The 14,602-nt window shown below is 35.8% G+C and carries 14 protein-coding genes and 1 other annotated feature; of the genes, 1 reads left to right on the top strand and 13 read right to left on the bottom strand.

Annotation, left to right across the window (positions count from 1 at the left end):
• Position 1: 1 nt before the first annotated feature.
• The 8 genes from G6O70_RS06420 to G6O70_RS06385 form a co-directional block, all read right to left on the bottom strand.
• Positions 2 to 547 (bottom strand): CvpA family protein, encoded by a 546-nt coding sequence (locus G6O70_RS06420; RefSeq protein WP_083481876.1) that lies wholly within the window; start codon positions 545 to 547, stop codon positions 2 to 4.
• Between the two features lie 8 nt (positions 548 to 555).
• Positions 556 to 813: a cell division protein ZapA gene (gene zapA, locus G6O70_RS06415; protein WP_057868936.1), complete on the bottom strand. Its 258-nt coding sequence runs from the start codon at positions 811 to 813 to the stop codon at positions 556 to 558.
• A gap of 357 nt (positions 814 to 1,170) precedes the next feature.
• Entirely contained in the window at positions 1,171 to 1,458 is a 288-nt protein-coding gene (locus G6O70_RS06410; RefSeq protein WP_057868935.1) for a DUF1292 domain-containing protein, read from the bottom strand.
• A gap of 29 nt (positions 1,459 to 1,487) precedes the next feature.
• Positions 1,488 to 1,925, bottom strand: a complete 438-nt coding sequence (gene ruvX, locus G6O70_RS06405; RefSeq protein WP_057868934.1) for a Holliday junction resolvase RuvX — start codon at positions 1,923 to 1,925, stop codon at positions 1,488 to 1,490.
• Entirely contained in the window at positions 1,922 to 2,185 is a 264-nt protein-coding gene (locus G6O70_RS06400; RefSeq protein ID WP_057868933.1) for an IreB family regulatory phosphoprotein, read from the bottom strand. The genes ruvX and G6O70_RS06400 overlap by 4 nt, the downstream gene beginning before the upstream one ends.
• Before the next feature lie 271 nt (positions 2,186 to 2,456).
• A complete protein-coding gene (locus G6O70_RS06395) occupies positions 2,457 to 3,158 on the bottom strand; it encodes a methionine ABC transporter permease (RefSeq protein WP_057868932.1) in 702 nt (233 codons plus the stop codon).
• Positions 3,151 to 4,230, bottom strand: a complete 1,080-nt coding sequence (locus G6O70_RS06390; RefSeq protein ID WP_057868931.1) for a methionine ABC transporter ATP-binding protein — start codon at positions 4,228 to 4,230, stop codon at positions 3,151 to 3,153. The genes G6O70_RS06395 and G6O70_RS06390 overlap by 8 nt, the downstream gene beginning before the upstream one ends.
• A 34-nt stretch (positions 4,231 to 4,264) precedes the next feature.
• A complete protein-coding gene (locus tag G6O70_RS06385; RefSeq protein WP_057868930.1) occupies positions 4,265 to 5,107 on the bottom strand; it encodes a MetQ/NlpA family ABC transporter substrate-binding protein in 843 nt (280 codons plus the stop codon).
• 115 nt (positions 5,108 to 5,222) lie between these two features.
• Positions 5,223 to 5,473 (bottom strand) — a binding site (T-box leader).
• A gap of 585 nt (positions 5,474 to 6,058) precedes the next feature.
• Between G6O70_RS06385 and G6O70_RS06380 the strand changes: the two genes are divergently transcribed.
• Positions 6,059 to 7,183 (top strand): alpha-hydroxy-acid oxidizing protein, encoded by a 1,125-nt coding sequence (locus tag G6O70_RS06380; RefSeq protein ID WP_057868929.1) that lies wholly within the window; start codon positions 6,059 to 6,061, stop codon positions 7,181 to 7,183.
• A 191-nt stretch (positions 7,184 to 7,374) separates the two neighbouring features.
• Here G6O70_RS06380 and alaS read toward each other — a convergent pair whose 3' ends face one another.
• The 5 genes from alaS to dinB form a co-directional block, all read right to left on the bottom strand.
• Positions 7,375 to 10,017, bottom strand: a complete 2,643-nt coding sequence (gene alaS / locus G6O70_RS06375) for an alanine--tRNA ligase (protein ID WP_057868928.1) — start codon at positions 10,015 to 10,017, stop codon at positions 7,375 to 7,377.
• Positions 10,018 to 10,293: 276 nt separating this feature from the next.
• Positions 10,294 to 11,634 (bottom strand): DEAD/DEAH box helicase, encoded by a 1,341-nt coding sequence (locus G6O70_RS06370; protein ID WP_057868927.1) that lies wholly within the window; start codon positions 11,632 to 11,634, stop codon positions 10,294 to 10,296.
• Positions 11,634 to 12,584: a DHH family phosphoesterase gene (locus tag G6O70_RS06365; RefSeq protein ID WP_057868926.1), complete on the bottom strand. Its 951-nt coding sequence runs from the start codon at positions 12,582 to 12,584 to the stop codon at positions 11,634 to 11,636. The genes G6O70_RS06370 and G6O70_RS06365 overlap by 1 nt, the downstream gene beginning before the upstream one ends.
• An 11-nt stretch (positions 12,585 to 12,595) precedes the next feature.
• The gene (locus tag G6O70_RS06360; RefSeq protein ID WP_057868925.1) at positions 12,596 to 13,279 is read right to left on the bottom strand and encodes a metal-dependent hydrolase; all 684 of its coding nucleotides are present in this window, start codon (positions 13,277 to 13,279) and stop codon (positions 12,596 to 12,598) included.
• Between the two features lie 73 nt (positions 13,280 to 13,352).
• A complete protein-coding gene (gene dinB, locus G6O70_RS06355; protein ID WP_057868924.1) occupies positions 13,353 to 14,438 on the bottom strand; it encodes a DNA polymerase IV in 1,086 nt (361 codons plus the stop codon).
• Between the last annotated feature and the right edge of the window lie 164 nt (positions 14,439 to 14,602).

The raw sequence follows: 14,602 nt of genomic DNA, 5'->3' as shown, positions 1-14,602 counted from the left end.
CCTATACACTGCTATCATTTTCTTGCAACCAATCTTTTAAATTCTGTGACATCACAGGTGTTTTTTCCAGAATAAATTGAGCTACATTTGATTCAGAAACTGTCTCTCTGACACTTGTAGTTGGCCACGACTGCATAATAATTAATGCCGCAAACATAACTAAATACGTTAATATAATCGAAACCGCTCCACCAGCCAAGGCATTAAGCTGTCCAATCACAGGAATCTTTTTTACTAAATTAAATGTTCTGATTATTCGATAAATTATAAAACCACCTATAATCATAATTAACCAGTATGCTAATCCATAATAAAATGTTGAACTACCACTTAGGCTCCCTTGATCCGCACTCCAAGTTGCAGAACTCTGATTGAATGATTCTACTAATTGCTGCAACCAGCCACCCACTGTGCCAGCAAAACTATGCGCAATAAAGAATAGTACGACTAATCCTATTAAATTAAGCAGCATCAATATCAATCCCCGGTGCATTCCATGTATAAAAGACAAGAACAATATTACAATAATAATTAAGGATAATATCATCTAATCACCTACTTTTCTCTTGAGTCCAACAATGCTCGCAGCTTTTCAATCTCTTCTTCTTTGTATAGCTGATCTGAAATAGCGTTAATTGCCAATAAAACAGCAGCTCGTTCTTTACTTAGACCTGGCATTAACTTCTGGATTTCTTCAAACTGTTCTTCAACAAGGCTTACTACTGTATCCATATGTTCGTCTGTACTATTTCCGATAATAGTATAGTTCTCACCGGCAATTTTTGCTCTAAACCGGCGTTTTTCGTCAGACATTTTCTCCCCTCCCACATTGAATTATATGACGTTAATTTTAGCATACTATCGCAACAAATTAGTGCACTTTCCCAATATCTTAGTAAAAAAACATAATCTTTATTCTAATTGAAAACTAAAAATTTCATAACTGCTAAACATCTAATTCAAATTATTATTTAATTACGCTAATCATTCAACAATAGGCTAAAACATAAAGAGGTGAGCCAAAAGTTGAATTTTGACCCACCCTCTCTATTTATTCCAGATAAACGTGTTTCATAAGTCAAGATACTCCGCCGAACTTCAAATTTCTCAACTTATGTCACACTCTCCTCATTTATGGTAAATAATCCTGCTCAAGTGAATTTAGGCTAACTATTGCATATTTTCATCATTCAAAAATGTATCAAGCACACCTTCGACCATATCCCATTCTTCATCACTTTCAATGTCATGCAATTGTGCATCAACAGCTTCTCCATCTTCATTAGGATCAAATGAAAATGCCAAAACATCAACTTGTTCTTCAGGTTGTGCACCCGCAGGGATTAATAAGATATATGACTTACCATAATCATCAGACTCAAAAGTAAAAAGAACTTCATATAATGTTTCATTTCCATTTTCGTCGACTAAAGTCATCAAGTTATCATTATCATTCATCGTGTAATACCTCATATTCTTATTTTTTATTAATTCTGCAAAAGAGGTCCTTTTTTATCTAGGTAGTTTTGTAAAATTAAACCAGCCGCTACCTTATCAATTACTTTCTTCCTCTTCTTACGCGATGTATCAGCCTGTTCAACCAGCATTCTTTCCGCAGCAACTGTTGTAAGTCGCTCGTCTTGAAAGTCTATCGGCAATCCAAAAGTTTTTGTCAATAATTCACCATACCTCTTTGACGCCTCAACTCTTGGTCCAGAAGTATTATTCATATTCTTAGGTAAACCTAGTACAAAACCGCTTATTTCATACTGCTGAACAAGTTCCTTAACACGTTCAATTCCAAATTCTTCATTATCTTCATCTATAGAAATAATTTCAATTCCTTGTGCTGTCCACCCAAGCAGATCACTAACCGCAACTCCAACCGTCTTAGATCCAACATCAAGTCCCATTAATCTCGTCACTTCTTATCCTCCTTATGTAGGTAAGAACGAACTAATTCTTCAACAATTTCATCACGTTCATGTTTTCTAATCAAATTACGTGCATCATTTAGTCTTGGAATATAAGCAGGATCTCCCGAAAGAAGATACCCTACTATTTGATTAATTGGGTTATATCCCTTTTCCTCTAAAGCTTGGTATACAGTTACTAAAGTTTCATGTACATCCTTTTGATGATTATCACCAAAATCAAAATACATTGTTTTATCTAACGAACTCATCGTAAGCACCTCCGCATGCATAACCTATTACTATTTTACTAAAGAAAAAAGATTGTCACAATCAAAACACGCGCTTGTAATGATACCGTAATATAATTGTCAAATTGTTAAATTTTAATTGATATCAATTATCATAATATATTTTGATTTTTTTTGCATAAAAAAGAGTCTGATCAAATAATAATCTGATCACAACTCTTTCTTATTTTAACTCACTTTATATAAAATAGTTAATATTTTTTGATTTCTAGTTTTATTATAACCAAGTTTATTAAACTGATTTATGATTGAAGACTTTGGCTAAAAAATCACCTAACAACTGAATAGCCAAAACAATTACCAATACCAAAAATGTGGCTATAAATGTAATATCATTTGCAAAGCGCCCATAACCATAGGCAATTGCCATATTACCAAGTCCACCAGCCCCAACTGCACCGGCCATCGCTGTTAAACCAACCAAACTAATCATCGTTACAGTAGTAACCCGAATCAGTTCGGAACGTGCTTCCCTAAGATAAACTTCAAAAATCAAATCCCAAAAAGTTGCACCTATCGATTGAGCTGCTTCGATAATTCCATGATCAACACTTTTCAAAGCAACTTGGACTTGACGTGCATAAAATGGAAATAATCCTAATGATAAAGGAACCAAGGCACCAAGAGTTCCAATTTGTGTTCCAACAAGAAAATGGGTTACAGGAGCTATAAGTGCCAGTAAGATGATAAAAGGAATAGCTCTGAAGAAAGAAACAATCTTGTCAAAAATACTAAAGAATGTTTTATTTGGCAAAATTCCATCTGAGTCGGTTAAGACTAACCCAATTCCAAACGATAATCCAAGTAAGCCGCCAAAAACTGCTGGCCAAAAAATCATATAAAAGGTTTCGCCAATTGCAGTCAACCAGCCACCATCACCGCTCCATCCTTGAGACACAACGTTAGGCAAATATTTTGCAAAAAAATCAGCCATTCTTCTTCACATCCTGTTCTTTAACAGCCTTGATAATAACTCCTTGTTCTTTTAAATAAGTAATTGCTTTATTACGACTATCATTATTACCCTTCAAAATAACAAAAAGTGTTCCAATGGGGGTCCCACGTAAAACTTCAATATTACTATAAATAATATTGGCCTCTACATTAAAATCACGATAGAGCTTAACCAAAATTGGTTCGCTAACCTTTGAACCCATATAAATGAGCTGTACCAATCGTTCATCCTCAGCTAGCTTTCCAAGTTCATATTCTTGTAAAGTTGCAAGCGCCTTTGCAGAACCACCACCCAAAAACTCGCGTGTCAGCTTCTCCTTAGCATCAGTAAAGATTGAAATTAGGTCACCACGTTCAATAATTTGGCCTTCTTCCATAACCGCTATTTTATTAGCAATTCGCTTAACGGCGTCCATCTCGTGTGTAATTAAAACAACCGTTAACCCTAGTTTCTCATTGATTTCTTTTAATAAATCAAGAATTTGAATAGTATTTTTTGGATCAAGTGCAGAAGTTCCCTCATCTGAAATCAAAATATCTGGATCGTTTGCCAGAGCTCTCGCAATCGCAACACGTTGTTGTTGTCCCCCTGAAAGCTGTGCTGGATACACATCTGCCTTGTCACTTAAGTCAACAAGTTCCAGTAGCTTCTTTGATTTTTCTAAAATATTCTTTTCTTTCAAATTACTGTGTTTTAAAGCAAAAGCAACATTCTGTATTACAGTCTGTTCATTAAGCAGATTGAAGTGTTGGAAAATCATTCCTATTTTTCGTCTTTTTTCACGCAACTTTTTGTCACTAATGATCTTCTCGCCAGAACTATCTTTTTCATACAAAGTTTCACCATTGACTTCAACTTTTCCGGAAGTAGGACGCTGTAGCAAGTTGATTACACGAACTAAAGTTGACTTACCTGCACCTGAATAGCCCACAATTCCGTATATATCACCTTTTTCAACATGCAGGGTTACATCTTTAACGGCATCAACTTTCTTGTTTTTTTGCGTGAATGTAACACTTACCTTTTCTAATCTAATCGCTTCAACAGCCATATATTCTTAGCCTCCTACTTACGAACGAATGTAATTATTTTAATTTAATGTCCCATGCAGTGATTTCTGCTGTTCCATATTGTTTCTTAATTACTTGTTTAGTCTTTTCTGTTTGATAAGCCTTAACAACTTCTTTGTATTCTTGTTTGTTCTTGTCCTTCTTATTAGCTGCAATAACATTAATCCATTGTTCTGAGTCTTTGTTAACTGGTTCTACATAAATTGCAGATTTGTAATCAATTTTTGCTGCCTGTGCATAGTTGGTATTGATAACTGCTGCAGTTACATCTGATAATGAACGTGCTGTCTGACTAGCATCTAATTCTTTGATCTGCAAATGCTTTGGGTTCTTAGCAATTGTCTTAATTGTTGCCAAGTCAGTATCATTCTTTAAGGTGATCAAACCTGCATTCTTTAAGAGATACAAAGCTCTTGACTCATTTGTTGCATCGTTAGGTACTGCAATTGTTGCACCATCTGGAATATCCTTAACATTTTTTACCTTGTTAGAGTATAAACGAATCGGTGTAATGAACGTTTTACCGATTGCTACGATATTCGTTTTGTTAGCCTTGTTCCAGGCATTTAAGAATGCATAATGTTGGAAGGCATTGAGGTCAACATCACCATTTGTCAAAGCCTTGTTAGGCTGTGAGTAATCAGTAAATTTCTTGAATTTCAAAGTAATGTTGTATTTTGACTTAGCCGTTTTAGCAACTGTCTTCCAGATTGCATCCTCTTGCTTAACACCTGACATAATTCCGATAGTCACTGTCTTACCTGAAGCTTTCTTTTGTCCCCCACCAAAACTAAAATATCCTGCAATGATAACTACAATGGCTACAATTGCCCAAATAATAATATTTTTCTTTTTCATAATTAAATATGCTCCTCTTTTTTCAATTTTGTATAATCTATAATTTCTATAACAAACTTATTTTTTTCTTCCTATCCCCCATATTTTTTTAATCGAAATAAAAAACCCGTCCTATAAAAAGGACGAGTTACTCGTGGTACCACCTTAGTTCGTGATAATAAATTATCACCTCAGTAAACTGTAGTATAGCCTCTAGAAAACTATACAACAATCTTGCAAGTATAACGTCTGCAACCACGTCAACGGCTTAAAAATCACCGCCACCATTCCAAGTCCATCTTCCAAAATATCTTGTTTCGCTTCTTCACACCAACCAGAAGCTCTCTTAGAAACTCAATTCTGTACTCTACCCTTCAAGATGTTTTCATTCGATTATTAATAACTATGTATATTATTCTAATCGAATCTTTATTTTTGTCAAGAAAAAAATAAAAAAAGTAATACAAAACCTTTTTATCTGTTTTCATCCTAAAACGTTTTTCTTTTATTTTAATTAGATATAGGATCATCTGTAAAAATTCATTCTTTTTCAGTTGACATTTTTTTTCTAATAATATAAGCTCTAAAGAAAATTAGTGATTTAAATATTAAGACATGAATGGAAAGAGTAGATTGTTCTAGTAAATTTAAGCGACTGTCGTATGGTGCAAGGACAGATTAAACGAACTTTTGAAGATGAGTCCTTAGTCATATCAAGAGTGCAAGCTCAAGATACGTTGAAATACGTTATAATTACAGATATTTTTGTGTCTTTGAGGTAATATGTTTTGTTACGAATATGGGTGGTACCACGCTAAAGCGTCCCTTGCATAAGCAAGAGCCGCTTTTTTATTTCAGAAAAATAACAAAATTATTAAAAAATTGCACTTTATCTCATACTACTATTTCTTTCCAAACCATTTTAAACCTTAATAATTTAATTACTGACTAAAGCTAAAAGGAGTGGTCAATATGTCATATCATGCAAACTCAATTGAAAAAGAACTTGAAATTATTAATATTCCTGATTTAGAAAAAGAATTTGAAAAATCAATGAGTGCAGTTAATCATAAAAAGGAAGCTGATTTTATTATTGGCGGTGCTGGTTCCGAGTACACACTCCAGCATAATATTAGTGATTTTGATAATTGGGAAATTGTACCAAGTGTTATCCGTGGACTTGATGAAAGTCGGGGAAATACTGCTACAGAAATTTTTGGAATAAAGTTAAAGACACCTATTATTGTTTCACCAAGTGCGGCTCATGGTTTAGTACATTCAACCGCAGAATTAGGAACACTTAAAGGAACATTTGATGCTGGCAGTTTAATGACAGTTTCGACATTTAGCAATGAATTATTAAAGTCAATTCATGAAGCAGAGTCTGCTGCTCCCTGGTTTTATCAATTTAGCTTTGATCAAAATCAGAATTTAAATAATTTTCTATTAAATGAAGCTATTCGACAAGGAGCAAAAGCTATCGTAGTTGGCGTATTTGGAGCAAGTTTTGGTCGAAGAGAACGCGATATTCGTAATCATTTTGATTTTGATTCTGATTTACCATTTCGTCAACTTGCTGCATTTCCTGAATATCCATCGGGCCTTGATATTTTAAAAGTTAATAATCGTAAAAGGGATATTAATCCAGAGGAAATCGCTAAGATTAAAGAACAAACTGGTTTACCTGTTCTGGTCAAAGGTATTCAGTCTGGTGCAGATGCAATTCGAGCGATTGAAAATGGCGCAGACGGTATCTGGATTTCAAATACAGGAGGACGTCAACTAGATGGCATTCGTTCAACTATTAAAGCTCTTCCAGAAATTGTCGAAGCAGTAAATAAACGGGTTCCAATTGTTTTTGATAGTGGTATCAGACGTGGACAGCACGTTTTCAAAGCTCTTGCTCTTGGAGCCGATTTAGTTGCTGTTGGTCGTGCCCCACTTTATGGTCTTCACTTTGGCGGCGCTAGGGGTGTGACATCTGTTTTAGAACAACTTCGTACTGAACTATTAAATACAATGCTTCTTGCTGGAGTGACTGATATTAAAGAACTTAAAAATAATGCTCGTCTAGAACACTCTTATCCACGAGCATAAATTTTAAATATCTATCTTTATAAATACAACTCAACTCTAGCTAATTAACCTTGAATTTAGTTGTTTATTTAATTATAAAAAGTGCCCCATATTATTAGACCTCAAAAGGGGTCTAATAATATGGGGCACTTTTTACACGCTAATCCTTATAGTTTCTCAACTACTCTATGTGCTATACAATTAAGCTTTTTCTATTTTGTTAAATAATCCTTTGCTGCTTTCAAAGCACTACTGATTCCTTCTGGTTTCTTCCCACCAGCTTGTGCCATATCAGGACGTCCACCGCCACCACCACCTACAAGTGGTGAAATTGACTTAATTAACTCTCCAGCTTTTATGCCTGCTTTAATAGCAGTTGGAGTTGCTGCAACAATCAAGTTGACTTTATTTTCAACAGTTGCTGTCGCCAAAACGAGGACATCTGAAACATTTTTTTCTTTCCACTGATCTGCTAATTGACGTAGTTGATCCATACCGGATACCTTAACTTGTGAAGCGACTATCGTCAATCCACCAATATTTTCACTTTCATTGAAGATATTGGCAGCTTGCTGGTTTGCAAATTTGGCCTCTAAAGAGCTTCTTTGTTGCTCCAGATTTTTAATTTCAGCCTGCAAAGCCTCTACTTTTCGTGGAACTTCCTTAATTTGAGTGACCTTCAATTGAGTAGCAACATCTTGCAATAAATCGCTCTTTTGCTCTAAGAACTCAAATGCTTCTCGCGCTGTAACAGCTTCAATTCGACGAACACCAGCACCAACACCAGACTCGGCAACTATCTTAAATAATCCAAGCTCGCCAGTATTAACAGCATGATTGCCTCCACAAAATTCCATTGAATAATCGCCAATTTTTACAACACGTACCAAGTCACCATATTTTTCAGCAAATAAGGCAATTGCACCCATCTTCTTAGCTGATTCCAAATCTGTCTCAACGGTCTTAACTTCAAGATTAGCCCATATTTTTTCGTTAACAATCTGTTCGACTTTCTGTAGGTCTTCAGGAGTTACCGACCCAAGATTTGTGAAGTCAAATCGTAAATAAGTTGGTTCGACTAGTGAACCTGCTTGGTGTGTATGTTCTCCTAAAACATCCCGCAATGCCTGATCCAACAAATGCGTTGCTGTATGATTCTTACGTACCTTATTATGGAATGTCTCGTCAACAATCAGTTTGTACTCCTCGTTGACTGCTAATGGACTAAGAATTTTTACCGTATGCATATTTTGTCCATTTGGTGCATGTTGAACATTTGTAACTTCTGCTACCACGACACCAGACTTATTCATAATTACCCCTTGATCAGCAACCTGACCACCCATTTCGGCATAAAAAGGTGTCTCACTGAAAATCAAATCGGCGGTTCCAGTGGTAACTTTATCAACTAATTGATTATTAACGATAATATTTTTCAAGATACCGCTCGTAACTAATTTCTCGTACCCGACATACTTACTTTCTGTTTTAATATCGGTCAGAAGTCCATTTTGAACACCCATTGACTTGGCATTACTACGAGCTGCACGAGCACGCTCTTTTTGTTGCTTCATCTGTTCAGTAAATTCAACCTCGTCAACTATGAAATCTTGATCTTGCGCATATTCAGTTGTTAGTTCAAATGGAAAACCATAAGTATCATAAAGTTTAAAGGCTAATTTGCCTGAGAGCTTGTGTGCTCCCTTTTCCTTTGCAGCTGTAATCATTTCGTTCAATAACTGCAAACCGTCTTTCAATGTCTCGTTAAAGCGGTCTTCTTCCATTCTTACTACCTTAGCGATATATTCAGATTGCTCAAGAACTTCCGGATAATGTGACTTCATTATTTGTCCAACAATTGGTACTAACCGATATAGAAATGCCTCATCAATTCCAAGCTTTTGTCCATGCATTACAGCTCTTCTAATCAGCCTTCTAATGACATATCCTCGTCCTTCATTTGAAGGCAACGCTCCGTCTCCGATTGCAAAAGTCACGGCACGGATATGATCAGCAATAACCTTAAATGAAACGTCGGTCACTGGAGAATCGCCATATTTTACACCATTACCCAATTCTGCAGATTTCTCAATTAAAGGCAAGAATAAATCAGTTTCAAAGTTGGTCCTTGCGTTCTGGAAAACAGAAACAACACGTTCTAGTCCCATCCCCGTATCAATATTTTTATGTGGAAGTGGTTCATATGTGCCATCTGGTTTATGATTGAATTCTGAAAAGACAATATTCCAGATTTCAAGGTAACGCTCATTCTCACCACCAGGATAATTCTCTGGATCATCTTCTGCCAGATTATTAAATTCTTGCCCACGATCGTAGAAAATTTCTGAATCTGGTCCGCTGGGGCCTTCACCAATATCCCAAAAGTTATCCTCAACTTCATAAACATGATCTTTAGGTAATTTAACCTCTTCTAGCCAAATTCGTTTTGCCTCAGTATCCTTTGGATAGACAGTAACATATAACTTTTCTGAATCCATTCCAAACCACTTTGGACTAGTTAATAATTCCCAAGCCCAAGTAATTGCTTCTTCTTTAAAATAATCTCCAACTGAAAAGTTACCTAACATTTCAAATAACGTATGATGTCTAGCAGTATGACCAACATTTTCAATATCATTTGTTCTAATACTTTTTTGTGAACTAGTAATTCTAGGATTATCTGGAACTACAGAACCATCAAAAAACTTCTTCATAGTCGCAACTCCAGAATTAATCCAAAGTAAGGTTGGATCATCATGTGGAACAAGTGGGGCACTTTGCATTACCTTATGTCCCTTACTCTTAAAGAAGTCTAAATACATTTGTCGAATTTGTGCACTTGATAATTGCTTCATTTCTTCCCTTTCCTTTCAAAAAAACAATAAAAACACCGTTGCTAGTAAGGACGCCTCTTGGCGCGGTACCACCTTACTTGCAACGATGTTTGTCGTTTACCTCTTTAGACTCGATAACGTTGAGTTAACGTAAATAGCTACTGAACCATATACCAGGGAGCATTTAAATTATTAGCTGAGTTCTTTCACCTACAATGAACTCTCTCTAAAAACTAAAATAATTATAAACATATCCTGAAACACTAAAAGTATAGCTAATCTGCAAAAAAAAGTCAATCAGTGTTTCTTTCGTTCTTCACGTGTTTTCTGTCTTCTTGTAATTTTTCGATCTTGCTGTTCTTGCCTTTTAATTGCACGTTTAATTTTATTTTTATACCCAGGCTTTTTCTTCTTCTTTTCCTTTTTTACCATTCCAACAAGCTTACCATCAAGTCTGTCCTTCTTAACATGACGTTTTTCACGCCGATCCCGGTCATAAGAATCAACAACTTCATCATTCTTAATTGCTTTAGGTTTGAATTTCACACCCAATTCCTCAAGTTCAGCAATTTTTTCATCATCACTTGGTGCATATAAGGTAATCGCAATTCCGCTCATTCCATTTCGACCAGTTCTTCCGACACGATGAATGAAAAACTCTAAATCGTCTGGAATATCATCATTAATAATATGTGATACTCCTTCAATATCAATTCCACGTGCTGCAAGATCGGTTGCAACAACATATTGATAGTCAAGATTTTGGACATCTCGCATTACTCGTTTTCTCTCACGAGGTTCAATTCCACCATGAATTTTGGCTACTTTCAACCCTTGAGCACGCAGATAATCCGTCAACTCATCCGCTCTTGTTTTCGTGTTAGTGAAAACTAAAGCCAAATAGGGCTGTCCCATCGTTAATAATTTGTAAATTATCCCATTGCGGTCTCTACCTTTGGTTGATAACAACCAATTGTCAATTGTTGGACTAATTACATTTTTATTCTCAACAACTTCTACAACTGGGGACTGCATATACTTCTTCAAAAAAGGTTTTAGTTTCTCTGGAATAGTTGCTGAAAAAACCAGCATCTGTAAATCAGTTGGCAGTGTTGAAGCAATTGCATCAACTTCCTTTAAGAAACCCAAGTCAAGGGTCATATCAGCTTCATCCACTACAAGGAAATGGGCCTTATGAATGTCTAGTGCACCATTCTTCACCAAATCAAGTACACGGCCAGGTGTTCCAATTACAATTTGTGGCTGCCGATGTTTTAACTTGTCAATCTGTCGTTGCTTATCAGTTCCACCAACATAATTAGCCGCAGAAAGCTCTTGAGCAGGATATTCTTCTATAATTTGCTTTGTTGCTTCATATATCTGATATGCTAGCTCACGACTAGGTGTCGTAATAACTGCTTGGACTTCTGCAACAGAAGAATTAATAGCATTAATAATTGGTAACAAGAAAGTATGTGTTTTCCCACTTCCAGTCTGTGATTGTCCAACTACACTTCTTCCTTCTTTTATCAACGGAATTAACCGCTGTTGAACTTCTGTTGGTGTGTCAAAATTTATTTTCTTTAAAGCCTTGTTGATATACTCATTAAAACCGAATTGTTCAAATGTTTCTTTCATTAATCTTCTCCATTGTAACTTTCTGCAATCGCGTCAAGTTTCTTTATATACTCGGGAATTTGCTGATCATCATGCATAAATGCGCCACTAGCTAGTGGATGACCGCCGCCACCATATTCTTTTGCCAACTCATTAATAATTGGTGCTTTAGAGCGAATCCGTAATCTAAATGATCCATCTTTTTGCTGTACAAGTATCGTCCAACACTTTACACCTACAACTTTTCCAATCAATGGAACAATCGGTGCGGTGCTTGCATCCTTCAGATTAAATTGTTTCATAACTTCGCTAGTCAAAATAATATAGGCTGCACCATGTTCAGTAAATTCCATATTTTCATAAACATAAGCAGCTAATCTGGCAACCGGCAATTCAATACTGTCAAGTCGACGATTAATCTGCGCAGCATCGAAATTGTGCTCAATTAATTGGGCAGCAACATTCAATGTATGCGACGTCGTAGCATCATACATAAATCGCCCAGTATCACCAATTATACCAGCATAAAGCATTCTTGCTGCTTCGTCTGGTATCACTAAATTATTTGCATTTGCAAAATCTACAATAATTTCTGAACAACTTGATGCATCTGTCTTAACCCAGCAAGGATCTCCATATGGATCCTCATTAGGATGATGATCAATCTTGATTAGAGCTTTTCCACTTAAATAGCGTTGGTCATCAACTCGTGGTTGATTTGCAGTATCAGTTACAATCACTAGTGCATCTCGATATACTTCATCAGCGATTTCCTCTGGCTCAGCAATCCACGCTAACCCATGGACTTTTTCTCCAACTTGATAAACTTTCTTTTGTGGAAAGTTTGCTCTCAAGATAGCGGCCAACCCGCATTGAGACCCATACGCATCAGGATCGGGTCTTTGATGACGATGAATAATAATCGTGTCAAATTCCTCGATTTTTGCTAATATTTTTTGTTCTACTGTCATTCTAATTCTCCTTAAATTTCAAAACTCTCACCAATTGCAACAGATATTCCAACACCATCTTCTAGTTGCTCAAGATACTCTGTTGGATCTTGCTTAATAGCAGGAAAAGTGTTGAAATGAATTGGTAAAACATGTTTTGCTTTTACAAAATCTGCAGCAATCACAGCATCTTCAATTCCCATTGTAAAATGATCTCCAATCGGAAGAAAGGCTACATCAACCCCTTTACCGTGATTAATCAGCTTCATATCTGAAAATAATGCAGTATCACCCGAATTATACAAGACTTTACCATCTATGTGCATCTCAAATCCAGCGGCTACACCCAGTGTTCGTGGGGCCTTATCTCCAACTGGCAATGCTGCAGTATGCCAAGCAGGAACTAACTTGAACTTACCGAAATCAGTTTGATATGAGCCACCAAAATTCAATCCTTCTGCTGTAACTCCTTGTTCACCCAAGTAAGCTGCTAAATCTGTGATTGCTATCACCTGTGCACCCGTTTTTTTTGCAATCTCTATAGTATCACCAACATGATCATAATGAGCATGAGTCACAAGAATATAATCTGGATGACAATCAGCGATCTTTAAGTCAGTCAAATCATTTCCAGTAATAAAAGGATCAATTAAAATATTCGTTTCATTTGCTGTAATTATTTCAATAATAGAATGTCCGTGCCATACAATCTGCATTTGATATCTCCCCTTATCAAAAAAACTTTAATATCCTTAGTATACCGATAAAATCAGATAAATACAAAATAGGTCACATCTGCCATAATGGCAATTCAATATTTTCAAATTGCAAGGGTGCTAGATTTGTCATAGTTAGCCCCAGTAGTCGAACATCAACTTCACTTTGAACCTCATCAAATAATTGTAAAGCATGAAAAACTAAAGTTTCTTGATTGTTTTGATAAAAGTTGTCTAAGGTTCGCCTTTTAGTTACAGTTTCAAAATTACTATTTCGAACTTTTATCACGATTGTCTTACCATGTAGTTGCCGCCTGCTCAGCTGGTCAATTAAAAGATTTGTTAAATATTTGAACATTTCTTCAACTTCGGTAGTACTCTTTAACGCCTGAGCAAAGGTTCGTTCATTTCCCATTGACTTACGCTCTCTTTTCCACTCAACAGGACGTTCATCAATTCCACGGACATGTTGGAAAAATGCTTCTCCCATTTTTCCAAAATTCGCAATTAACTCAAGCTCACTCTTTTTTAGTAAATCCAATCCTGTATTAATAGCTAACTCATGCATTTTTTTAGCTGTCTTAACCCCAACACCACGAAACTTTTCAATTGGTAAAGGCGCCAAAAAAGATAGTACATCTTCTTCTCTAATTAAAGTTGTTCCCACAGGTTTATGGTAATCAGAAGCCATTTTCGCAAGAAATTTATTGTATGAAATTCCCGTAGATGATGTCAAATGGGTTTTTGAAAATATTTCTTGTTGTAGCATTCTTGCAATAATTAAAGGATTATGGATTTCTTTTTTATTTTGTGTCACATCAAGGTACGCTTCATCAAAGGCAATTGGTTCAATTATATCTGTATATTCGTGAAATATCTCATGAATTTGAGCTGAAACTGCCCGATATTTTTTAAAATCTGGTTTCACAAATATGGCTTCTGGACATAATTCCATTGCTTGTTGTGCACTCATTGCAGAATGTATTCCCTTACTCCGTGCAATGTAATTAGCAGTTGCCACAACGCCCTTTCCTCCTGTATGCCTAGGATTTTTTGCGATAACAACTGCTTTTTCTCTAATTTTAGGATTATCTCTCATTTCAATGGATGCGTAAAAAGCATCCATATCAACATGAATTATTTTCCGTTGTTCAACCATAAAACATCCATCTTTCCTATCTTATCTTACTATAAATAATACAGGAACAAGCGTTCGATTACAAATAAATAAAAAAGACGGGCCAAATAAATTTTGACCCATCTTTTTATTTATTTCTGATAAATGCGTTTCATAAGTCTAAATTCTTCGTTTAGCTCGAATTA

Origin of the sequence: Liquorilactobacillus hordei DSM 19519 (assembly GCF_019443985.1) — a bacterium.
Lineage (GTDB): Bacteria > Bacillota > Bacilli > Lactobacillales > Lactobacillaceae > Liquorilactobacillus > Liquorilactobacillus hordei.
The sequence above is the reverse complement of the archived record's forward strand: the minus strand, read 5'-3'. Positions and strand labels throughout refer to the sequence as shown.

Excerpts from the sequence above, each read along its gene's own strand:
- G6O70_RS06420 (WP_083481876.1), bottom strand. The coding sequence starts at position 547 with ATGATATTATCCTTAATTATTATTGTAATATTGTTCTTGTCTTTTATA.
- zapA (WP_057868936.1), bottom strand. The coding sequence starts at position 813 with ATGTCTGACGAAAAACGCCGGTTTAGAGCAAAAATTGCCGGTGAGAAC.
- G6O70_RS06410 (WP_057868935.1), bottom strand. The coding sequence starts at position 1,458 with ATGAATGATAATGATAACTTGATGACTTTAGTCGACGAAAATGGAAAT.
- G6O70_RS06400 (WP_057868933.1), bottom strand. The coding sequence starts at position 2,185 with ATGAGTTCGTTAGATAAAACAATGTATTTTGATTTTGGTGATAATCAT.
- G6O70_RS06395 (WP_057868932.1), bottom strand. The coding sequence starts at position 3,158 with ATGGCTGATTTTTTTGCAAAATATTTGCCTAACGTTGTGTCTCAAGGA.
- G6O70_RS06390 (WP_057868931.1), bottom strand. The coding sequence starts at position 4,230 with ATGGCTGTTGAAGCGATTAGATTAGAAAAGGTAAGTGTTACATTCACG.
- G6O70_RS06385 (WP_057868930.1), bottom strand. The coding sequence starts at position 5,107 with ATGAAAAAGAAAAATATTATTATTTGGGCAATTGTAGCCATTGTAGTT.
- G6O70_RS06380 (WP_057868929.1), top strand. The coding sequence starts at position 6,059 with ATGTCATATCATGCAAACTCAATTGAAAAAGAACTTGAAATTATTAAT.
- alaS (WP_057868928.1), bottom strand. The coding sequence starts at position 10,017 with ATGAAGCAATTATCAAGTGCACAAATTCGACAAATGTATTTAGACTTC.
- G6O70_RS06370 (WP_057868927.1), bottom strand. The coding sequence starts at position 11,634 with ATGAAAGAAACATTTGAACAATTCGGTTTTAATGAGTATATCAACAAG.
- G6O70_RS06365 (WP_057868926.1), bottom strand. The coding sequence starts at position 12,584 with ATGACAGTAGAACAAAAAATATTAGCAAAAATCGAGGAATTTGACACG.
- G6O70_RS06360 (WP_057868925.1), bottom strand. The coding sequence starts at position 13,279 with ATGCAGATTGTATGGCACGGACATTCTATTATTGAAATAATTACAGCA.
- dinB (WP_057868924.1), bottom strand. The coding sequence starts at position 14,438 with ATGGTTGAACAACGGAAAATAATTCATGTTGATATGGATGCTTTTTAC.